This window comes from Cognaticolwellia aestuarii (assembly GCF_002000025.1).
Lineage (GTDB): Bacteria > Pseudomonadota > Gammaproteobacteria > Enterobacterales > Alteromonadaceae > Cognaticolwellia > Cognaticolwellia aestuarii.
The window spans coordinates 83,252-106,377 of sequence record NZ_MUZV01000005.1; the positions used below are offsets into that span (position 1 = coordinate 83,252).

21 protein-coding genes are annotated in these 23,126 nt (G+C 38.6%); 11 read left to right on the forward strand and 10 right to left on the reverse strand.

Annotated features, from left to right (window positions below; genetic code table 11):
* Positions 1-46: 46 nt before the first annotated feature.
* From B0169_RS09025 to B0169_RS09060, 8 genes are all read right to left on the reverse strand, one after another.
* On the reverse strand, positions 47-1,312 hold the full coding sequence (locus B0169_RS09025) for a GGDEF domain-containing protein (RefSeq protein ID WP_077285646.1): 1,266 nt from the start codon (positions 1,310-1,312) through the stop codon (positions 47-49).
* On the reverse strand, positions 1,302-3,218 hold the full coding sequence (locus B0169_RS09030) for a GGDEF domain-containing protein (RefSeq protein WP_077285647.1): 1,917 nt from the start codon (positions 3,216-3,218) through the stop codon (positions 1,302-1,304). Before B0169_RS09030 ends, B0169_RS09025 begins: the two co-directional genes overlap by 11 nt.
* A 125-nt stretch (positions 3,219-3,343) precedes the next feature.
* The gene (locus B0169_RS09035; RefSeq protein ID WP_077285648.1) at positions 3,344-3,757 is read right to left on the reverse strand and encodes a VOC family protein; all 414 of its coding nucleotides are present in this window, start codon (positions 3,755-3,757) and stop codon (positions 3,344-3,346) included.
* Positions 3,758-3,885: 128 nt separating this feature from the next.
* A complete protein-coding gene (gene parE, locus B0169_RS09040; protein WP_077285649.1) occupies positions 3,886-5,775 on the reverse strand; it encodes a DNA topoisomerase IV subunit B in 1,890 nt (629 codons plus the stop codon).
* A gap of 18 nt (positions 5,776-5,793) precedes the next feature.
* Positions 5,794-6,378: a YqiA/YcfP family alpha/beta fold hydrolase gene (locus tag B0169_RS09045; protein ID WP_077285650.1), complete on the reverse strand. Its 585-nt coding sequence runs from the start codon at positions 6,376-6,378 to the stop codon at positions 5,794-5,796.
* A 25-nt stretch (positions 6,379-6,403) separates the two neighbouring features.
* Positions 6,404-7,159, reverse strand: a complete 756-nt coding sequence (locus tag B0169_RS09050) for a metallophosphoesterase (RefSeq protein WP_077285651.1) — start codon at positions 7,157-7,159, stop codon at positions 6,404-6,406.
* 4 nt (positions 7,160-7,163) lie between these two features.
* The gene (locus tag B0169_RS09055) at positions 7,164-7,622 is read right to left on the reverse strand and encodes a DUF1249 domain-containing protein (RefSeq protein WP_077285652.1); all 459 of its coding nucleotides are present in this window, start codon (positions 7,620-7,622) and stop codon (positions 7,164-7,166) included.
* Entirely contained in the window at positions 7,623-8,252 is a 630-nt protein-coding gene (locus B0169_RS09060; RefSeq protein ID WP_077285653.1) for an NUDIX domain-containing protein, read from the reverse strand.
* A gap of 299 nt (positions 8,253-8,551) precedes the next feature.
* On the opposite strand from B0169_RS09060, the gene tolC reads away from it, so the two are divergent.
* Entirely contained in the window at positions 8,552-9,886 is a 1,335-nt protein-coding gene (tolC, locus tag B0169_RS09065; RefSeq protein ID WP_077285654.1) for an outer membrane channel protein TolC, read from the forward strand.
* A gap of 91 nt (positions 9,887-9,977) precedes the next feature.
* Here the strand turns inward: tolC and hldE are convergent, their stop codons facing one another.
* Positions 9,978-11,405 (reverse strand): bifunctional D-glycero-beta-D-manno-heptose-7-phosphate kinase/D-glycero-beta-D-manno-heptose 1-phosphate adenylyltransferase HldE, encoded by a 1,428-nt coding sequence (gene hldE / locus B0169_RS09070; protein WP_077285655.1) that lies wholly within the window; start codon positions 11,403-11,405, stop codon positions 9,978-9,980.
* A 69-nt stretch (positions 11,406-11,474) separates the two neighbouring features.
* Here hldE and lpxL point away from each other — a divergent pair, with 69 nt between their 5' ends.
* Together lpxL and B0169_RS09080 are read left to right on the forward strand one after the other, a co-directional pair.
* Positions 11,475-12,413, forward strand: a complete 939-nt coding sequence (gene lpxL / locus B0169_RS09075; RefSeq protein WP_077285656.1) for an LpxL/LpxP family Kdo(2)-lipid IV(A) lauroyl/palmitoleoyl acyltransferase — start codon at positions 11,475-11,477, stop codon at positions 12,411-12,413.
* A 52-nt stretch (positions 12,414-12,465) separates the two neighbouring features.
* On the forward strand, positions 12,466-13,155 hold the full coding sequence (locus B0169_RS09080; protein ID WP_077285657.1) for a TcpQ domain-containing protein: 690 nt from the start codon (positions 12,466-12,468) through the stop codon (positions 13,153-13,155).
* Between the two features lie 30 nt (positions 13,156-13,185).
* On the opposite strand, the gene glnE is transcribed toward B0169_RS09080, so the two are convergent.
* The gene (glnE, locus tag B0169_RS09085) at positions 13,186-16,083 is read right to left on the reverse strand and encodes a bifunctional [glutamate--ammonia ligase]-adenylyl-L-tyrosine phosphorylase/[glutamate--ammonia-ligase] adenylyltransferase (RefSeq protein WP_235838531.1); all 2,898 of its coding nucleotides are present in this window, start codon (positions 16,081-16,083) and stop codon (positions 13,186-13,188) included.
* Between the two features lie 113 nt (positions 16,084-16,196).
* Between glnE and B0169_RS09090 the strand changes: the two genes are divergently transcribed.
* The 8 genes from B0169_RS09090 (at position 16,197) to B0169_RS09125 (ending at position 22,986) form a co-directional block, all read left to right on the forward strand.
* Positions 16,197-17,207, forward strand: a complete 1,011-nt coding sequence (locus B0169_RS09090) for a hypothetical protein (protein WP_412842122.1) — start codon at positions 16,197-16,199, stop codon at positions 17,205-17,207.
* Positions 17,208-17,215: 8 nt separating this feature from the next.
* Complete coding sequence (locus B0169_RS09095) at positions 17,216-18,118, forward strand: DUF350 domain-containing protein (protein ID WP_077285659.1); 903 nt, start codon at positions 17,216-17,218, stop codon at positions 18,116-18,118.
* Between the two features lie 93 nt (positions 18,119-18,211).
* The gene (locus B0169_RS09100) at positions 18,212-19,918 is read left to right on the forward strand and encodes a polyamine aminopropyltransferase (protein ID WP_077285660.1); all 1,707 of its coding nucleotides are present in this window, start codon (positions 18,212-18,214) and stop codon (positions 19,916-19,918) included.
* A 337-nt stretch (positions 19,919-20,255) separates the two neighbouring features.
* Positions 20,256-20,669 (forward strand): YjfI family protein, encoded by a 414-nt coding sequence (locus B0169_RS09105; protein WP_077285661.1) that lies wholly within the window; start codon positions 20,256-20,258, stop codon positions 20,667-20,669.
* A gap of 23 nt (positions 20,670-20,692) precedes the next feature.
* Positions 20,693-21,382, forward strand: a complete 690-nt coding sequence (locus B0169_RS09110; protein WP_077285662.1) for a PspA/IM30 family protein — start codon at positions 20,693-20,695, stop codon at positions 21,380-21,382.
* Positions 21,383-21,478: 96 nt separating this feature from the next.
* Entirely contained in the window at positions 21,479-22,117 is a 639-nt protein-coding gene (locus B0169_RS09115) for a hypothetical protein (protein ID WP_077285663.1), read from the forward strand.
* 2 nt (positions 22,118-22,119) lie between these two features.
* Positions 22,120-22,449 (forward strand): hypothetical protein, encoded by a 330-nt coding sequence (locus B0169_RS09120; protein WP_077285664.1) that lies wholly within the window; start codon positions 22,120-22,122, stop codon positions 22,447-22,449.
* Between the two features lie 51 nt (positions 22,450-22,500).
* Positions 22,501-22,986 (forward strand): potassium channel family protein, encoded by a 486-nt coding sequence (locus B0169_RS09125; RefSeq protein ID WP_235838532.1) that lies wholly within the window; start codon positions 22,501-22,503, stop codon positions 22,984-22,986.
* Positions 22,987-23,126: the final 140 nt, after the last annotated feature.

The following is a 23,126-nucleotide window of genomic DNA, read 5'->3' on the forward strand; positions in this document are numbered from 1 at the left end:
CCTGTGGAAAGAATACTTTTAGGCGATAAATATCATGAAATGCTGATTAATCTGCTTTTTCTTTTTTTTCTGTACAATAGCTACACACTTGATTACGACCGTTGGCTTTTGCTTGATACATAGCCATGTCCGCCGCGTGAAGTAAGCTATCAAAGTTATCATTAACGACTTTAATACTTGCTAAACCGATACTGACACTAATTGGCGTATGCTTGTATTTGGCTTGATAACATTCATCTTGAATTTTTTCACGCATGCGCTCAGCAATTGCACGTGCTTGCTCAATATTAGCGTCAGGTAAAATGGCAGCAAACTCTTCACCACCAATACGCGCAAGAAAATCACGAGAACGCATAGTTTCACCTGCTAAAGCCGCGATATGACAAATCAATTGGTCACCAATATCATGACCAAATTCATCATTTATACTTTTGAAATGATCAATATCCAGCATTAACACGCTTAGCTCTTTGTCATCTCGTAATGCTTGTTCCATATAAATATGCCCATTACCAAAAAATGAACGACGATTCGGCAATTGAGTTAAACTATCGGTTTTTGCAAGTACGATTAATGCTTTATGGATTTTAAATTGTCGCAACAGTAATAAAAATAAGACAATCGCTGCAGCAATAAAAATAGCAATATTACGGTTTTGTTGATTTCGCTCAGACTCAGCATGCTCAAGGGCATATTGTTTTATTTTGTTGTTTTGGCTGAGTAGCTCATTTTCTTCATCTCTTTTTTCAATATCATATTTAGCATTTAAACGCTTAATCCGCAGGCTCTTTTGCTGCTCTAAATGCGCAAAATACTTACTTATATATTGTTCTTTACTATCAAAGGCTTTTTTTTCTTCACCTTGACTATGGTAAACATTTGCTAGGGTTAAGTAAGCACTGGCAAATAGTGGTTCATCAAGTTGCTTCTTGGCAATAAAGGCTTCAAGCTTTATCGCCTTATTCAGCCAATTGATCACTTTATATTCTTGACCTGGAATATTGGCAATATTGGCACGTATAAGATGTAAAATATACTGCTCGGCATGGTTGAGCACTAAGCCTAACTCTTGAAATGCCAATAATTTAACTTGTGCGGTGAGCCTGTCATGCTCACTTAAGTTTTTTAACGATAATATTTCGACATTAATTGGCAAAACTTCTGTTGCATCTTGTTCGCTGGCATATAGCCGATTAGCTTTATCAAATACCTGTTGTTGGCCTGAAATTTCATCGGCGTAGGCGAGCGTATTGATAAACATCAACATACTATAAAAAGTAATGAGTTTTAATTGCCAAAACCTAATTGTCATAACTCACCTTATTGCGACCAGAATGCTTGGCGTTTGATAACTGCGCATCAGCAGCTTTTAACAAAGTAGCAAAGTCACTATAGTTTCGCTGGCTCAAGGTCGCAATGCCAATACTGATGGTTAACTGGTTAATTTCTTGTGTTTGCCATTTGGCTTGCTCAATATTTTTTCTTAAACGCTGCGCGACTTCAAGCGCATCACTTTGGCTCGTATTCGGCAATAAGACAATAAACTCTTCTCCGCCCAAACGCCCAAAAACGTCACTTGCTCTCATCACGTTTTGACCATGTATGGCAATCTCTTTAAGTATCTTGTCACCAATGCTATGACCAAAAAGATCATTAACTTTCTTAAAAAAATCGATATCAATCATACAAACACTAAAAGCTTGTTGTTGCGCTAATGCCTGTTGAAAGTATCGTTCGCCCAACTCTAGTAACCGTCGTCGATTCGTCACCCCTGTTAAGCTATCGGTTCGCGTTGCTAGCTCTAATTTGCGCTTACCTTTAACTACTCGATATAAAAACCATGCTAAGATCAATAAACTTACAGCTAATAAGCCAACAAGCACCTGTCGGTTATTGGTATCAAGTGTCATTTGTTGCAGCTGTAAATCTTGAATATTTTGTTTTTTTTCTAAGATATTTTTTTTACGCTGTGTAGTTTCACTTTGATATTGCAGCCTTAATTCATCAATTTCAGTCGTTTCGCGTGCAGCACTATAAGCTATCGACTTAGTAAAATACTGTGTTTGTATTTGGTATGCTTTTTGGTACTGCCCTAAAGTGTAATAAAGCTCAGCACGAAGATAGAGAATATTTAGCTCACTGGTGTCGTCAATATCACTGGCCTTACCTTCTAGCAAGACCTCTGCTTGTTCTAAATTAAGCAACGCTTCATCATAACGCTTCATTTTTTCTAAAATATAGGCTTTATCAATTAGGTACTGCAACTTCATTAAATGTTGCTCTGTTTCCTTAACGTATTCACCTGCTAATAAAATATAACGATAAGCATTTTCTGTATCGCTATCATCTTTATTTAATAGTGCCCAAGCTAAACTGCGATAAACACCAGCAATAAATTCATTACTGGTGTTTTCTTGTATTTCACTTTCCAGAATGCGATAAACGCTGATGGCTTTTTCGTAGTTACTTTGATTGGCATGATTAATCGCAACATTGTGTAAGCTATTCAGCGCATAATTGTGCTTACCTGAATTTTTAAAGTGTTGATACGATTGTTGAAAGTAATCATTGGCCTGCTGCTGTTCGCCTAAGTATCCGTACAAAATACCTAATTCACTGCTGATGTCACCGAGCAATGCTTCATCCGCGATTTCATTCGCCAAAGTTAAAGCATAGTTAAGTGTGATCAATGACTGTTTATAATTTTTTCTTAGATAATATATAGCACCAATATTGATCAAACCACGCGCTGTTAATTTTTGATCGTTCATCGAACGAGCAACATCTAAACCATTTTGATAAAACTGAAAAGCACCATCAAAGTCCCCTAAGCTTTCCAATGAAAAACCTTTAATGTAAGCGAGTTCAGCAATAAATATACTCGGATTGTTCATTTGCTTAGCTAGCTTTAAGCCTCTCTCTGCTGATTCAGCACTTAGGCTATAAAGCGCTTGATCAGAATATGCTGTAGATTGGATACGATAGTAATTAACTTGATTGGTCAACGGTTGCGAGTTTAACTCATCTTTGTGGGCATTTAACAGCAATAATGCTGCTTTAGGATCTCGATCGTTAAGCTGTTCAGCTCGCAATAAAAAAGCATTAAAGTCATTGTCTGTGAGTGACTGCAAAGCATTTGATTTACAAGATATTAACAATAAAAAAAGGAGAATTGGGCCACTATTTTGCAAGGTTAATTTGACAAAACTTTTCAGCAAACGCTCTGCTCCAACGGGCCATACTAAAAACGATGAGTTACAGTATAAAACGAATTCAACTCAACAATAAACTGTTATTTTAATCGTTAAAAATTTAAATATAAAAGCTCAAAAAGATCACATTATTAACCCTGTTTTTCAGTGACTTGCCAATAACTAGCTTCTATTTTGTTACCTTCCAGATCAATAATAAAACAACCGTAATAAGGTTCACCGTATTCAGGCCTTGTGCCTGGAGCACCATTACAACGTGCGCCTAATGCCATAGCACAATGATAAAACTCATCAACTTGCTGTTTGCTTAAGGCAACAAAACCAAAATGCGTACCATTTCCGGCCTTAGCCGGCAACTTATCATAGGGCTGTTGCAGCCAAAACTCTGGATAGCCCTTTCCATACGCTAATGCTTGCTCATATTCACTCACCAAATCGATACCTAAGGTTGCAAGAACTGGCGTATAAAAGTTTTTCGCTTGGACTAAATTATTGCAGCCAATAGAGGCGTGACAGATACTACGTAACCTGCGGTGTTCAATCATGAATTTCCCTTAACAAATAAAAAAGGTATAGCGTTGTAAAACTATACCTTTTATTAACAATATTGACGAAAGACAAGTACTAAAAACAAAGCTACTTATTAATAAAGCCTTGTTTATTAGCGTTTGAACTATAGCAATTCAACCATGTCGCCCTTAGATTGCAACCAGTCTTTACGATCACCAGCACGCTTCTTAGAAAGCAACATATCCATTAGTTCCATGGTTTCAGTGTGCTCATCAACAGTTAGTTGCACTAAGCGACGAGTATTAGGATCCATGGTAGTTTCACGCAGTTGTAACGGGTTCATTTCACCCAAGCCTTTGAAACGTTGAACATTTACTTTTCCGCGTTTTTTTTCTGCTTCAATGCGATCGATTATGCCGTCTTTTTCTGCTTCATCTAAAGCGTAAAACACTTCTTTACCAACATCAATACGATATAAAGGTGGCATAGCAACATAAACATGCCCTGCTTGCACCAAAGGTAAAAAGTGTTGAGTAAATAACGCACAAAGTAAAGTTGCTATATGCAAACCATCGGAGTCAGCATCAGCAAGAATACAAATTTTACCGTAACGTAAACCTGATAGATCTTCCGTATCGGGATCAATTCCTAAAGCAACAGAAATATCATGGACTTCTTGCGATGCTAGAATTTGTCCGGAATCAACTTCCCAAGTATTTAAAATTTTGCCTCGTAACGGCATTATTGCTTGAATTTCACGATCGCGCGCTTGTTTTGCACTACCGCCAGCAGAGTCACCTTCGACCAAGAATAATTCTGTACGCAAAATGTCTTGGCTACCACAATCAGTTAACTTTCCGGGTAGTGCCGGCCCTTGCGTTACCTTCTTACGAATAATTTTTTTACTCGCACGCAAACGACGCTGTGCATTAGAAATACAAAATTCCGCCAATGCTTCTGATATATCAGTGTGTTCATTTAGCCATAAACTAAAAGAGTCTTTAACAACCCCAGTAACAAAGGCTGCACACTGGCGAGACGATAAGCGTTCTTTAGTTTGCCCTGCAAACTGTGGGTCTTCCATTTTCACCGATAAAATATAAGAGCATTTATCCCATATATCATCAGGTGTTAATTTTACTCCTCGGGGCAACAGGTTTCTAAACTCACAAAACTCTCGCATTGATTCAAGCAACCCCTGACGCAACCCATTAACATGCGTACCACCTTGCACAGTCGGAATTAAGTTTACATAGCTTTCACCGACTGATTCACCGCCTTCGGGTAACCAAGTTACCGCCCAATCAGCTGCTTCATGTTGAGAACTAAAACTACCAACAAAAGGCTCTTCGGGTAAGCTTTGATAAGCTTTAACCGACTCTTTAAGGTAATCGACTAAACCATCTTCATAGCACCATTGATATTTATTATCTTCATTTTTGTCATGAAACTTGATGGTCAGTCCCGGACAAAGTACAGCTTTAGCTTTCAGTAAATGTACTAATCGACGAGCCGAGAACTTCGCTGAATCAAAATACTTAGCGTCGGGCCAAAACTTTACGCGTGTACCTGTGTTACGACGGCCAACAGCGCCCGTTTCTCTTAATTCTTCAACTTTATGACCATTTTCAAAGGCCATTTCATAAACTTTACTATCGCGTCTAACGGCCACATCAACACGTGTAGATAAAGCATTGACCACTGAAATACCAACACCATGCAAGCCCCCCGAAAACTGATAGTTTTTGTTTGAAAACTTACCACCAGCATGCAGCTTACAAAAAATCAGTTCCACCCCTGAAACACCTTCTTCAGGATGAATATCAATTGGCATACCTCGGCCATCATCAATAACTTCTAATGACTGGTCTTTATCAAGAATCACGGTAATATTTTGCGCATGCCCTGCTAATGCCTCATCAACAGAGTTATCGATAACTTCTTGACCTAAATGGTTAGGTCGCATTGTATCAGTGTACATGCCAGGACGATGGCGTACCGGGTCAAGGCCACTTAGGACCTCAATGGAGTCGGAATTATATTGTTCGCTCATTTAATTATTCTGATAATCTTAGGCTGTATATGATTGTAAATTAAAAAATAACGCAATCTTAGGCAGGATATTTTCATAGTTAACAAAACTATGATCGCCTCCTTGTTCTATTACCAATTGGCAATGGCGGTATTTTTCAACGGCTTGTTGATAATCTAACACTTCATCACCGGTTTGTACCATGACCAAGTAATTATTTTTTGAAATATTGTGCTGTTCGAGCATTTTTAACTCAGTAACATGCTCAGCTTCTATATTGTAACGCTCTTGTGTGTATGGATTGACTTGTTCACCAAGGTAATCTTGCATTAATTCAAACGGTTTTACCGCAGGATTAATCAAGGCCGCTTGTAGTTGAAACTTTTCAGCCAAAAAGGTGGCAAAAAAGCCTCCTAATGATGATCCGATAACTAGCCAATTACTATCTGGTGCTTGCTTAATTATGCCTTCGAGCTGTGCAATAGCCACATTGGGCGCACAAGCAACTTGCGGACAATGAAAATTAATTTCTGGATAATGGTTGGTAAAATATGTTCTTGTTAATTCAGCCTTCATCGACAAAGGCGAAGAATTAAAACCATGAATATACAACACATTTACCATAATAAATTATTACCTTTTGAAACGGTTAAAGAAAAAATGTTTGACTAAAAATTTGCTCGTTATCTGTCATGGTATAGAGTCTATAACCTGCCGTTTGACCGTTAGATTTCACCATGGCTGACGCAGTATCAAATTGAATTGATGTTGCCGGGCAAGTATACAAATTAAGTGCTCTATCGAATAATTTTATCGGCAATGTTAATGCTTGATGTATATGACCACAACCTAATGCTTTAATTGAGGGAACTTGCGTGAGAAATTGTTGAAACTCGGCTTTATTGATCAAGCCATGCTCATCAATAAAGTACCCAACATCAACAGCATGATGATGCATCAAGGCTAGTTGATATTTATTATTATCAATCATAGGTTTAAGACTGTTAGCATGCGCAGTATTAAAAACACCTGCAGGTGTCGCACTTTTACTTTCTAGTAATAGCACTTGCCAATGAGCACTTGTTATTACGTTACCCTGGCAAAAAGGTGCTTGTGATAAATAACGCTTTAATAAAACATTATCATCATGATTACCCGCAAGATAATACACAGGTATAGTGATTTCGCTTACAGCAAAGGCTTGTACAAAAAGTTGATAAGATTGAGCACTATGGTCTTGTGTTAAGTCACCGGTAAAAACTATCACGTCAACTTCTGGTTGCTGTTTAATTGCCGACAACACTTTAAGCAAATTATGATAAACATTTACGCCATGATGCCTGCCGTCGCATTCAGCAAATAGATGACTGTCGCTAATTTGCGCTAAGATAAATTTCTTTGACATAAGACTAATATTTTTTTGTGACAGTAAAGTGTACTTGCCCTAACTGCAAACATAACTGTAACCACTCTTTTAAAAAATAGTTAATTTGTTGCTTCTCATCTGGCAAATGCATGCTTTCGTTAGGATAGTCATAACGAGGCTTAATTTGCTGCACATCTTGATTACTGATCACTTCAGCCATTCGAGCATCATGATACAGTCGTACCACCATTTTAGGGCGAAACAACTCAGTTAAGTTATAGCCTTTGATATTCGCTTCTTGATAAATTGTTACTAAGGTGGTGTATTTAGTGACCTCATTAACGCTAACTCGGTAGCTCAAAAAATCGGAGATAAAAAAACATCGCTGCTCACCCACTTGCTCTTTATCAGCTAAAATACGTAGCAGTAACATATAATTAACCTCGCACAAGGCCATTAACGTTGGTAAATGGGGGCGATATTTTTTCGCAACAACAGACATTTATTTCCAGCTTTCGTTAAGTTTATCAAGATTTAGAGCTAACCATTGTAACGCAATAATAGTAGCAGCATTAGGTATCTTTCCTTCTGCTAGCAATTTTTCAGCATCTTTACGCGCAATAACGTGCACTAAAATATCTTCGCCTTCAGTTTCTAAGCCATAAACACCAGCAACATTTTCACTATCAACACAAGCACAATAGAGATGTATACATTCACTCATACCGCCTGAGCTTGACAGATAATCCATTACCTTAGTGACTTTTTCCGGCAATATATCTAAATTGGCTTCTTCTTTTGCTTCTCTTATTGCGACATCGAGCGGCGCTTCATTGTCGCAAAACATCCCCGCAATTAATTCCAATTGCCAAGGCCCCGTATTACTGCGTAATGCACCTGGTCGAAACTGTTCAATTAACACCACAGAATCAGTTTTTGCATCATAAGGTAATAATGCAACGGCATCACCGCGTTCAAACACCTCTCGAGTGATTACCGGACTATAATCACCAGCGTAGCGCTTATGGCGAAACTTATATTGATCAAGCGCGAAAAAACCCTGATATTTTCTCGTTTTTTCAACAACCTCCACGTCTGCTAAAGTAAAGCGTAATAAAGGCTCTTTAGTCATCTTCACAGTCGAACTCCTGCTAGCTCTTAAGTAATTTTTCGATACACTAGCACTTAACATTTTGTTACACTAGAATACTTTCCTAAACACTTATTTTATTTAGCTAATTCCTTATTCGCGATAAGATAGTAGCAACTAGAAAAATAAAAGTAATAACAAGTTGGTTAATTAATTACTCACTTAGTGAGCTCATTAGCAAGCTGATAATGCTTAAAAATCAATAAAACACACGACAATATAAGTCGACTAATGCATTAACCACATTGATATAATTTAACTATTATAGGGACCGCTCTAACATGAAAAAAACATTAACCGCGTCATTTATTGGCCTGGTATGCGCTGCAAGTAGCTACTTAGCGAATGCCGAAGACTTATTATCAGTATACCAGCAAGCACAAGCTAATGATCCGGTTGTTTTAGGTGCACATGCTAGATTTTTAGCAACAGAAGAAGGCATTGAGCAAGCCCGTGCTGTTTTATTACCTCAAATTAACGGCTCAGCTTCATACTCTGATGGCAAAAGTGAAGCCATTAATACCTTAACGGGCAAAGTAGTGAATACTGATGTTGAAAATTTCACTTACGGTGCGACCTTAAGTATGGAGTTGTACCGTCATTCAACATGGTTACGTTTAGATAATGCGAAAAAGCTCGCTCACCAAAGCGACATTGCTTACCAAGTTGCCAAACAAGACTTAATTGTTAGAGTCACTCAAGCCTATTTTGATGTGCTCAGTGCAAAAGATGATTTAGAGTTTTCAATTGCCGAAAAAACTGCAATTGAACGTCAATTAGAACAAACTAAACAACGCTTTTCAGTAGGTTTAACCGCCATAACTGATGTACATGAAGCACAAGCGCAATATGATAATGCGGTAACGGATGAAATAAGAGCCGAAAACAAAGTCTTTAATGCCGAAGAAGCTCTACGTGTTATTACCAACGTTTATCCACGTGACTTACACATTTTAAATACGGAACGTTTTGGCACTTCTCGTCCATTTCCAGATAGTGCGAATGAATGGCAACAAACCGCTGAAGCAAAAAACTTAGATTTAATTGCCGAAAAAATTAATGTTGATATAGCAAAAGAAAACATTAACATTGCCCGTGCAGGACATTATCCATCGCTTGATTTAAATGGTGATTTTACTTCAAGAGATACGGATACTGGCAATATAAACACCACAGCACTTGATAGCCATTCTATTGGTATAAAATTAACTGTACCTATTTATTCTGGTGGTTCAATCTCAAGTAGTGTTAGGCAAGCACAAAGTAATTATGTCGTTGCTAGCCAAAACTTAGCGCAATCACATCGCAACGTAGTACGTAACACACGAAATGCTTACAACACGGTTATTGCTGCAGTATCTGCTATCAAATCATTAGAACAAGCGGTAGTTAGTGCGCAAAGTGCATTAAAAGCTACAGAAGCCGGTTTTGAAGTTGGTACTCGTACCATAGTTGATGTGCTAAATAGTACGCGAAACTTATACAACGCAAAGCGTAACTTATCATCAACTCGCTATGATTATATTCAGAGTGTTTTAACACTTAAGCGTGCAGGTGGAACCATTACTGAGAAAGATCTAAAAGATATTAACCAAGGTTTGACTGCCGCTAACTAATAGCCAATCATCCCAAAGTTCAAAGCAATAAAAAAGCAGCTTCAATGCTGCTTTTTTTTTCAAATAAAATATCCCAATCAACGCTATCGAATTAATCTTCTCGTTTTATCGCATTAATAATTTTTGTCGTTGAAATGCCATCTTCAAAATTTAGCACTTTAACTTCACCACCAGCAGCAATAACTTCAGTGCCACCAGCAATGTCTTCAACGTTATAATCGCCACCTTTAACCAGTATATCAGGTAAAATATTGGCAATTAGTCGTTGGGGGGTATCTTCCGTAAACGGCACTACCCAATCAACTGCACCTAGCCCTGCTAATACAGCCATTCGACGATCAACAGGATTCACCGGTCGACCAGGACCTTTCAATCGAGTTACTGAAGCATCGTCATTAACGGCAACAATTAAACGTGTACCTAAGGTATTTGCAGTAGTTAAATATGATACATGTCCGGCATGAAGAATATCAAAACAGCCATTAGTCATAACGATAGTTTCGCCACGTGCTTGTGCCAATTCAACTGCAATTTTTAACTGCCCCTCAGACATGACGCCAAAACCACTTTCCTGACCTGATGATAACTCGGCCGTTAATTCGGTTTCACTTACTGTTGACGTACCCAACTTGCCAACCACAATACCAGCAGCAATATTCGCTATAGCACTGGCTTGAGTAAATTCAGCTTTGGCGGCTATTGCAAGCGCTAACGTTGCTATTACCGTATCGCCTGCCCCCGTAACGTCATAAACTTCTTTTGCTTGTGTCGGTAAATGAAACTCTTCATGGTCGTGGCGTAACAAGGTCATACCATGCTCACTGCGAGTAACTAGCATAGCGGTTAAGTCTAATTCTTTGAGTAGCGCTTGTCCTTTGCTAACGATCTCAGCCTCATTTTTACAATGACCAACCACGGCTTCAAATTCAGCTAAATTAGGGGTAATTAATGTTGCACCACGGTAACGCGAAAAATCCGTTCCTTTGGGATCAACTAATACCGGTATATTGTGTGCTTTTGCAACTTTTATCAGTGCTTGTACATCTGATAATGTGCCTTTGTCATAATCTGATAACAATAAAAGATCATGTTGGGCAACTAAAGCTTCGGTGCGCTCAAGCAGTGATGTTTTATCAAGCTCAGCGAACGACTCTTCGAAATCCAAGCGCAATAATTGCTGATTACGGCTCAAAATACGTAATTTAGTGATCGTTGGATGCGCTGTAGATTGAATAAATTGACAGTCAATATTCATTGCAGACAAATGTGTTTGCAATGTTTCAGATGCTTCATCTTCGCCAGTAATACCAAGTAAAGTTACTTGACCATTTAACGAAGCAATGTTTAAAGCTACGTTGGCAGCGCCTCCTGGGCGATCTTCATCTTGGTGTATTTTAACAATCGGCACAGGTGCCTCAGGTGAAATACGTTGTGTTGGCCCATACCAATAGCGATCTAGCATGATATCACCAACGACTAAAACACGCGCTTTTTCAAAAGCGGGAATATCTACTTTCATCCTGTGCCCTATAACAGATATAATAACGAATATTGTATCACAAGCAATTCAATGAGTTGAAATCATCCCGTGAGTAAAAACAAAGTTTTACAGCCAAATTTTAAAATATCTTTCCTGTTACCCAAATATTGGCCAACATGGATTGGTGTATTTATCCTTTACACCATTTCATGGTTGCCTTATCGGTTTCAGCTTTTTCTCGGTAAAATGATCGGGCGTTTATTATACAAAATTGGTTCAAGCCGAAAAAAAGTTGCCTTACGCAATTTAGAACTTTGCTTTCCTGATATGTCTGATGCTGAAAGACAAATAATGCTAAAACGAAACTTTGAAAACACCGGTATTGCACTACTAGAAACCGGTATGGGTTGGTGGTGGCCAAATTGGCGCGTAAAACGTAAAACTAAGGTCATCGGGCTTGAACATATTGAAGAAGCACAAAAGCAAGGCAAAGGCATATTATTGTTAGCCATGCACTACCTTAGTGTAGAAATAAATTGTCGAGGCATTGGCTATGGTCATCCTATGGTGGTTTTTTATCGCCCTCATAACAACCCATTAATGGAGTACTTTCAGTTTAGGGGCCGTGGTCGTTCAAATAAATACATGCTTGGAAAGCGCGACGTAAAAGGTTTACTCACCGCATTAAAAGAAGGTGAAGCTTGTATTTATTTACCAGATCAAGACTACGGTCGAAATCGTAGTGTTTTTGTACCTTTTTTCGCCGTACCTGATGCAGCATCAACAACAGGTACCTTACTGTTTGCTCGACACAAAAATTGCCAAACTCATATGTTAATCCCAACACGTAACGACGATGGTAGTGGCTACACTTTGGAAATAAAGCCTATGTTAGAAAACTTTCCAACGGGTGATGATACCGCTGATGTACTGAGAGTTAATCAGGAGTTAGAAAAAGCGATTATGGTCAAGCCCGAACAATACATGTGGTTACACCGACGCTTCAAAACACGACCTAATGAAGATGATCCATCATTGTATAAATAAGTATTGTTAGTTATGGTATGTTTCAAGGTGTAAATTTAACTATAAGTAACTTATGAATTTTTGGATAAGAAACATTATTTTAGCAGTGATTCTTTCTGGCTTAGCAGCAGCTTTATTGATGAACCAAGAATTATTATTTTCAATCAGTCAAGAAGCTGCTGACGATATAGCGGCTTCAACGGCTGATGTACACCATGAAGAAAAAAGCACGCCGTTAGCGACAGAAACAGCACGAGACGTGCTTCGCCCGAAAGATACTAAAAACGCCGCCGCAGAAGGACTTTCTCGCTTTTACGCCAATTTACATGGTGATATGGACGAGAAAGGCCCCAAAATTCGCAATAATATTGTCTATTTACCTGAACCAAGAGGTGACTTGAAAGAAATATTAGAAGCGAAACGTTTAGTCACTCGACCACTGCGTAAAAATTGGACCGGAAAAACTGAAAACCATCCATTTCGTCTTGGGGAAACGTTATTTCAAAAGCTATCAGAGTATGCCGAAGATAATGGCCTTGAAATAATATGGTGGCTTGATCGTGATTTTTTGGTGAAAGATGCTTTTAGAATCAATAAAAATATCATCACTACATCATACCAAGTAGGTAAAGCCATTGAAGGGCATTTTCAAAACGGTTTATCAGTCTATTTCTGTTATCAACAACGTACAATTGTGTTGATAGAGCACGACATTCCTTATTTAGCAAATGAATGCATGCTACTACCTAAAGTTAAACGTTAATAACATCGCTTGCGCAAACACTAAACATAGCTATTGATAGAGCTTGTTTACTATTGTCATCACTTGGCTGTATTCAGCGTCGAACTCTGTAGACGCTATCATCGCAGCACTATTTTGTAGGGTGGCGTGATGACCAAAGTCTCGTAACTTACAATAGTTGTTTGTTAAAATTTGCTGCTCTTGTGTGCTAATCACTGAGATATTAGCTAAGTATTGCAATAAGCTGATATTGTCTGAATGAACACTTAAGTTGGGGTGCTGCGCACTGTGAACTAACACTAAATACTGCACAATGAATTCGATATCAACTAAACCGCCAAGTCCTTGTTTAATATCAATCTCACTTGTTGAAGACTTATCTAAATGTTGACGCATTTTATTACGCATATTTATCACATCTTCACGCAATTGCTGCTTATCACGCGCTTTCATTAACACTTGACGTTTAATATCGATAAATTGAGAGGCTAATGTTTGATGACCATATATCACTCGAGCTCGAACTAAGGCTTGATGCTCCCATGTCCAGGCATCATTCTCCTGATAATGAGCAAAAGTATCAATATGTACCATAAGTAGCCCAGCATTACCTGAAGGCCGCAAACGCATATCTAATTCATACAAAATACCATTACTCATACGGGTATTAAATAAGTGCATCATGCGTTGTGCCAATTTCAAATAAAACTGCCCGGCCGAAATTTCCCTAGGCCCTGTGGTCATTTCCTCAAGGTTGGCATCATGAACATAGACTAAATCCAAATCTGAGCTATAGCCAAGCTCAATACCGCCTAATTTGCCATAGCCAATGATTGCAAAACCTTTATTAGCGCTATCGAGTCGACTTGAGGGTACACCAAAACGTAGCGATACTTGCTGCCATGCTAAGTTAGCCACTTCCTCAACTATTGCCTCTGCTAATGCCGTTAAATGATCACTGACTTCAGTAATAGGTAATATACCTGTGATATCAGCCGCAGCAATACGCAATTGCTTAACTTGCTTAAATTCACGTAACGCGATCATTTGTGCTTCTTGATCGTCGTCAGGAACTCGTAACATAGTTTCACGTAATTCTGCGACATAAGAAGATAATAATGGCGGTTGATGAAATAATTTAGGGTCAATTAACTCATCGAGTAAAATGGGATACTTAGCAATATATTCTGCAACCCAGCTACTATTTCGGCACAAATGAATAAGCTGCTTCAACGCTCCTTCATTTTCAAATAATAACTCAAGATATGCTGTCCGTGTTGCTACTGTTGTTAGTACGCCAAGTACACGTACTAATGTCTGGTCAGTTAGCTTTAAGTTAGCCAAATGCCATAATACTGTTGGGATAAGTTTATCAAGCACTTGTCGACCGCGATTGCCCATACTGCACTTGATCATTTCTCGGCGAAAATCTCGCAAAGCTTGCCATATAACATCACTTTGCCAGATCTTTTCTCCATCTGCTTCATGACCTAACTGTGGTGAGTTTTCAATCCAAGCAATTGATTCTTCATCACTCCACTGGCTGTCCCATAAAGTTGTCCAATATTGATCAACCGCTTGGCGATTAGGACTTTCTTCACCAATTAATTCAACAAACTGTTGATGAACACCTTGCATATGAAAAGCAAGCTGACTAAGGAAACTTGGCCAATCATGACAGTCGAGATCGGCTAGAATAATAAGTAGGCGTTGCTGATCTAAATCATTATCAGGCAAAGTTTGTGTTTGTTGATCGTTTAACGCTTGAATTATATTTTCAACGCGACGTAAAAACCGATAACTGTCCGTCAACACTTGCGCACTTTGCGCGGTAATTTCTTCATGCTTAACCAATAAAGGCAACACGGTTAGTAAATTGCGATGTTGCAACTCATTAACGCGGCCTCCCCTGATCATTTGAAATACCTGGACAATAAATTCAACTTCTCGAATACCGCCAGCACCTAACTTAATATTATTATTGAGCTGTTTACGCCTCACCTCTTGCGCAATCATCGCTTTCATACGTCGCAAGCTATCAATGACACTAAAATCAATATATCGACGATATACAAAGGGGCGTAACATATTTGACAGTTGTCCATGATATTGACTTTCACCAATTAAGCGTGCTTTTAGCATTGCATAACGTTCCCAGTCACGCCCTTGATCCTGATAGTAATTTTCCATGGCGTTAAATGACAAAACAACAGGGCCACTCTCACCAAACGGCCGTAAACGCATATCAACTCGATAGACAAAACCATCAACGGTTTGCTGGTTTAACGCAGTAATTAATTTTTGCCCCAAACGAGTAAAAAACAATTGATTGTCGATAGTACGTCTCAGACCTTGCGTTTCACCTGCTTCAGGGTAAACAAATATTAAATCAATATCAGATGAAAAATTTAGCTCTTGCCCACCTAATTTACCCATACCGTAAACCAATAGCTCTTGTTGTTCACCAGCGCTATTAACGGGAACACCCCACTTGTTGTGACAATACGTAGATAGCCAGTTATTCGCGGCAATAATTAATTGATCAGCCAATGAAGATAAGCGCTTAAGTGACTCGTCAAGAGATGTAGCCAATAAAAAATCACCAACGCCAATGTAGGTCATTTCCACTAAACGAAACAAACGCAGGCTGCGGTGCAATTGTTCTTCTGTCGAGCAGTTAGCCAGTTCTTTAGCTAAAGCGGCTTTATAATCGGGTGTTTCATTTAACAGTAATCGCTCACTGCTAAAGAGCTCAATAACTAACTCAGGTGCCTGCAAAGCACTGCGTAATATGAAATCACTTAACGCTATAGCTTGCTTAAACAGAGCTAAACGCTCAGCGGATAACTTATCGCTAAAACTGGGGTGTTGTTGGGAGAACTTTAACCAACTATTATTTTGCTGGCTTTCAAGTAACGGCGAAAATGGTAATAGTGAAAAAGTAGACACGTTATCCTCGATAAAAGCTACAATGACGAAATTAGCAATAATATGTAATGGTAATAAATTAATTTCACTGATTTGTCTAAAATAATAGACATAATATGTCATAAGTGATATTAATGAATGATAACCATAGCATTTTTGAGGACACTATGGCAGAAATGCAGCCACTAAAATCAATTATAATCTTGCTGATGTTCTTGCTCTGCGCTTGTGGAGATCCAATAAAAGAACAAATTGCTCAGCAAATTCCACTCACTGAACAACGTATTGATTTACTTGCGCAAGCGCTTGATAGCGGACAAGTACGTAATGCTAATTTAATTAAGCAATACGCAGATAGATTACTACAAGATAAACCTGATTATAAACCATTAATCGATGAGTTTTTAAAAGATAGTGGCACACAAGGGCCAATGTATCTTGCCTTAGTTGATCGACTTAACACGGTAAAAAATCAACCACAAATGTTTCAAAATTCTCAAGCTTTATATGATGAATTATTAAACCTTTACCAAGCGGCTGATCCGGTTTTATATTCCGATGCATTGAGTGATCCACTCAATGTTTTAGCCGATATGTCTGAAGGCACATTACCACGAGTTAATGCGATGTCAAAAGCACAAAGCTTAGCTGCAAACAAAGCTCAAGACTTCGGTACAGGCGAGCAATTAATTGGCAACCCTGCATATGGTAATTGGACTACTGGTTCTAATGGTATGTCATTTTGGGCTTGGTATGGCATGTATTCTATGATGGGCGATTTATTTGGCTCTCGTCGTACTTATTATAATGACTGGGGGCGCAGCCGTAATTACAGTTACTACAATGACTATGGCCGTAAACGCTATAGCTCGCCAGATCAATTACGTAAGCAAACCGACCTTGACACTCGCACTAAGAAGTCTTTTGAACGTCGTGGCCAAAAATACACTAGCGCCTACAGTAAAAATAGAACTGGCGCTTCAAGTATCTCTAGCCAAAGTAAAAGTGCGCAAACCAGTGCTAATCGGTTTACCAGCAAAGCAAGCAATAAAAGTACTTATGCAAAATCAAGTAAAAGTGCCAAAAATGCGAGTTTCAGAAACAGTAAAAGTACAACCTCACGTAGCTTTAGACGTGGAAAGTAGGGATAAATATGAATACATTTATTGAAATAACCGGCCTAAATCAAGAGCTACTAATTTTCTTAGCGATTGATATTACAATAGCGATTATATTACTTGGCGCCATGCGTTTTATCAGTGGTTTATCAGCGAAAGTGAACTCAACTGACGAACTGGCCAAAGAAGATAACTTTGCTTTTGGTATTAGTGTTGCAGGTAGTGTTGCTGCACTTGGCATTGTCTTAACCGGCGCCATTACCGGTGAAAACGCTGATAGTTACTTGATGGAAGCTATTGGTATGGCAAGTTACGGTATTTTTGGCTTAATTTTAATAAAAATTGGTCGCGTTTTTCATGATCGTTTTGCCTTAAATCAAATCGATAAAAATGCACAGATTAAAGCACGAAATATTACCGTAGGTATTGTTGATGCTTCTGGCGCTATTGCAACTGCCATTATTATTCGTGCAGTATTGCTTTGGGTTTATGGTTTAGACATCAATACTTTTACTGCCATAGCTGCCGGTTTTATTGTTTCACAAGCAATGTTGGTGTTAGTTACTCGTATTAAAGAACGCCAATATGCCGCTAACAATCAAAACAGCAGCATGCAAACTGCTTTTGCTGACGGTCAAGTGGCATTAGCAATTCGTTATGCAGGCCAAGTTATTAGTACCGCTTTAGCAGTCACAGCGGCAAGTCACTTCCTCACTTACAGCCCTGACACTTTACTCGTCAATTTAGTCGGTTGGTTAGTCTTTGGTATAGTCATGACATTATTGGTCGCTATTTTGACATCAATTGCCAAACGTCTGGTGCTTATGGGGATTAACCTCGTAGAAGAAGTTGATCACCAACATAACATTGGTGTAGCGAGTGTCGAAATGGCAATCAGCATTTCTATTGCACTTATTTTAACGGCATTAATGTCCTAATTAACCCGTTAAACTGCCCTCGTAAAATTCAAGTTCTATTCATTAGAGCTTGAATTTTTTTATCACATTTTTAAAAGTACACTAGGAATATTCATGATAAGCAACAAAAATCGGTTGTGGGACGATGTGCTCCTGATTTTAACTATGGCGGTTTTAGCTGGTTGTGGGCTTATATATGAATACCTTTTATCACATTACGCCGGCCGTGTTTTAGGCATCATGGAAAGCACCATATATGCGATGATTGGCTTGATGATTGTCGCCATGGGCTTGGGGGCATTTGCGGCAAGAAAAATTCAGTGTGCATTTAATGGTTTTGTCTGGTTAGAGCTTACTATTGCTTTTCTTGGCAGTAGTTCAATTCTTATCATTGGTGGGCTAATCGCCCTAACGCAAACCTTTCCAGAAATACTAGGCTCAATGTTCAACTTACCGCCTGATGCATACCCACGCGGCGGCCTATTTAAACAGTTAAGTTTTATCGCTTTTAATAGTCCTTATTTTTTCGGTTTAATTCTAGGCTTTTTTATTGGTATGGAAATACCACTAATTGCCCGCATCCGAGAAGAAATACATCAAAAGCACCTAAAAAATAACCTGGGCACCATTTATGGGGCTGATTATGTTGGTGCAGGTATAGGCGCTGCTATTTGGGTAATGTTTTTGCTCGCCATCGACATTAGTAAAGCCAGTGCATTAACGGCCGCTCTAAACCTTATCGCCGGCAGTATTTTTATCCTCTATTATTGGCATAAATTGACTTGGCGAAAAACCTTGATTAGCGCCCATGCTGTTTTGTTGGTAATGATCATGGCGATTTATCACTTTGGCAATGGCTGGCTAAGTCAAATGAGCAACTTACTCTATCTCGATAAAGTTGTTTATAGCGATAAAACCCGTTATCAACAACTCACTTTCACTCAGCGAAATATGGGCGCCAACGACGGTAATATTATCAATTTTTATTTAAATGGGCGTTTGCAGTTCTCATCATCAGATGAATTTATTTATCACAGTTATTTAGTCAGCCCTGTGCTATCGGGCTCAGCACGTCATGACAATATTTTAATAATTGGTGGTGGTGATGGCTTAGCGCTGAGAGACGTTTTACAATGGCAACCTAAAAAGGTCACTTTGGTCGATTTAGATACAGAGCTGATTGAAATATTTAAAAATCCACACGAAAAATTACCATTGAAACTTGCCGATACCATTGCAGAACTAAATGCCACAAGTTTACGCGATGAGCGGGTAGAAATTATTTCTGCCGATGCTTTTATTGCTATCGATAAATTATTGCAAAGTCGTCAAACCTTCGACGCTATTATCGTGGATTTACCCGACCCGAGTCATCCAGATCTGAATAAACTGTATTCGGTAAACTTCTATGCGCGATTAAAACAATTATTGGCTGGCGATGGCTTAATTGGCATTCAATCCGCCAGTCCATATCATGCAAAAAATGCTTTTATTGCCATTGGAAAAACCGTGCAAGCAGCCGAATATTCCACCGTACAACAATATCACGATAACGTGCCAAGCTTTGGCGAGTGGGGTTGGACTATTGCCAACAAAATGGGTGCAGCCCCATTAACGCGTCTAAAACAATTGACAGAACTTCCCGTTTCGCATCATTGGTTGACTTTGCCTATGGTGACCAACGCCTTTGAGTTTTCGAGAGATTTTTATCAAGATAGTGATCAGGTGCCAATTAATTATCTTGGCAGCCATGCAATTTACCAGTTGCATCAGCAAGCATGGCAAGATCAGCAAGGTTTAAATAATGCTCATTTACAGTAACCGTAAATAAGTTAATATATACCCAAACCACTTGAAAATGCAGTTTCAGAGCTAAGCTAGGAAATCAGGGCAAGGCGATAAAGGGTCATCTCCGGCGTTATTGATTTTGACAATGGAACAACCATTCTCTTCAATCACTGCCTTGGAGCTAACTCTTTCTCGACTCGCTGAATTCTGCCCTCTCAAGTGGCTTGGGTATAACTTAGGATAAAAAATTAAAATCAGCACTTGACATAATATGTCAAAGTGCTAAATTAACCCTACACGACATAATATGTCGTTAAGTAAAAACAGTCACACTGCTTTTTACGCTACTTATTAGAGCATGAGGAATAACATGAATATTCATAAGATAGCTGATTACCTAAACACATTGGCCGATGACTCAAACACTGGGATGGTATTTGACTGTCAGCCCATATCAGGTGAAGTTGATGTATTACAAATTACGGTACTTGGCCGTGAAGAATTACCTATATTTCTTTCGGTAACTGATGATCAAATCATTTGCATCACTTACCTCTGGGGTGAAGAAGAAGTTAAAGCCGACAAAGTGAATGAAATGCATGTCAGTATGTTGGAAATGAACATTCCTATGCCACTATCTTCATTTTCAAAAATTGGTGATAAATACGTTATTTTTGGTGCGCTAGCAATTAGCTCAACATTTAATGACATCGAACTCGAACTCGGCGTATTAAGTAACAATGCGCTAGAAATTATTGACGACATGAGTGATTACTTAGTTTAAGCAGCCACCTTAGGAGTATTATTATGAGTATTTTTAAAAAAATTATGACCGCTATTCGTGGCGGTGCCACTGAAGTAGGTGAATCAATTATTGACTCAAACGCCACCCGAATTTTTGAACAAGAAATTCGTGACGCTGAAAATCATCTAACACAAGCAAAGCGCGACTTAACGGGTGTAATGGCTCAACAAATGTCATCAAGCCGTGATGTTGATCGCATTAAGCGAGAAATTGTTGAACATGAAGGCTATGCCGTTCAAGCATTAGAGAAAGGCGATGAAGCACTTGCACTTGCTGTAGCGGAAAAAATTTCAACGCTTGAAAGTGAGCTAAGCACTCAACAACAAGCGCTTGATAGCTTCCAAGGCAATGCTGATCGTTTAAAAGAACTTGTTAAGAAGAGTGAACGACACGTTGCTGAGTACAAGCGACAATTATCTATGGTAAAAACCACTGAAAGCGTACAAAAGGCAACATCAGCAATCACTGATAACTTTTCATCAAGTAACTCTAAGTTATTAAATGCTAAAGACTCATTAGAGCGTATTAAAGCTAAACAGCAAAAGTTTGATGATCGCATGAAAGCTGCAGAAGTGCTTGAGTCTGAAAACTCAGATACCTCGTTAGAAGCTAAACTGAAAGAAGCAGGTATTGGCGCGAGTGACAATAATGCTAATTCTGTACTAGAGCGTTTAAAGGCTAAGCAAAAGTAATGTACTAAAAGTAATCACCGCTTAATATCATTGATGTTAAGCGGTTTTTTAGTTTACATCAGTCGTATTGTTCGCCACGAACATCAGGAGTAAATAGTGAGTTTTTTCAAAAACATATTCAAAAAACCAACACAAGAACGCAAGCTCAATAATGTTGAAGATCTTACCCTAGGTGACATCATTGTTATGTCTGATAGTTTTGGTTTACCCACGGCATTAAGAGCACAAGAGTTTCAAGTAAGTGCAGTAAATAGCTATGAATTTGAACATAAAACTCAAATTGAGTGGGTTTTGCTCGGTGGTAATGACGTTGAGCTTTACTTAACGCTAGATGTTGATGATAAAATTTATTTAAAATTCTCGCTTAAAATATTGCATCAAGATGTTGAAAGCCTTTTTGATTTAGACCAGTTTTCTGAGATTTTTGACGAGCCGGGTCAAGCACAACTCACTCGCTTAGTAGACAGTGAAAACTCCTCTGGCTGGAGTAGTGAACTATACCAACAAAGCAGCTTCGCCCAAGTCGGTTATTTCCATCGTAAAGATTACCGCAAAGATGCTTTATCTGCATATGAAGGCAAAGACAGTGGTGAACAGTTTGAGCTTTACTCTCTGTTCAATGAGGATCAAGATAAAGGCATTGATGTCGAAGTATGGCAAGATGGCGATACCGAAGTATTTTTAACCTTATTTAAACCGACGACAGATATTGTCGATATGTACCCAGGAAGTTAATTGTGGCACGTAAACTCCCCGAAAAATGGCAATCTTCAATAAAAGCAGTGAAGGCTGTACAAGTTGCTTTTGATATGGATGAAAAAATTCAGCTATCTATTAGAAAGCAAGCATTAGAGGCTGGTATCAGCCCTTCTGAGCAGATCCGTGATATTTTAGGCTTACCAACGAATAAACGACCTAAACGACCAAGGTTAACGGTCAGTTTATCAGCCGACGATTATCAGCTATTGGCAGAAAAATATGACCTGCAAGCAGAGCAACAACTTGAAATTAAGAAAAAATTAATGGATGATTTAATCAATTATGTTAATAATAAATTAGTAGACTAAAATGCTTAGTCTGTAACTATTCATAACTGATAAATAATGTAAGAGACGAAAATGATAGTAGTGCAAAAAGCAATGGAGAAAAGTAATTTATATAGCGTCGATGGCTTTGGGGTTAAAAATTACAATTATGGCTTTATTGCCATCGTCTCTTTTGTTTTATTTGTCACATTGAACTTATCTTTAGGTTATATCACTTATCTAGCCGAGCTTGGGCTTGATGCTTCTCCAGTTAAAAGTTACACCGATGCTATCTGGCTAATGGTGATGTCTTCAACCACCATAGGTTTTGGTGATGTTTACCCAATAACTTTTACTGGCCGTGCCGCCGTTTTCATCATGTTTATTTTAGGTGTTGGCATACTCGGTGGTATGGGGGCTGTATTTGCCAACAAAATATTTGGCTTTGCAGATACCAATATCAAAAATAGAGAGTTAAGAATGCAGAACGCTCAAATCATTGCTCAAAATAATGAAATCAGTAAAAAGCTGTTAACTTTAGAAGAGAAACTTGAGGCCTTATCAAAAAACCTGCAGTAACACTTTCTCCGTAATAAACAATGGTTCGTTATAGTTACCATCAACAACGATAATCCCCACAATCAGCTTATACTGTTTATACATGTTAAATAAATGCCTCACGAGGTAATGTCGACATAACCATAGCGATGAGATTATAA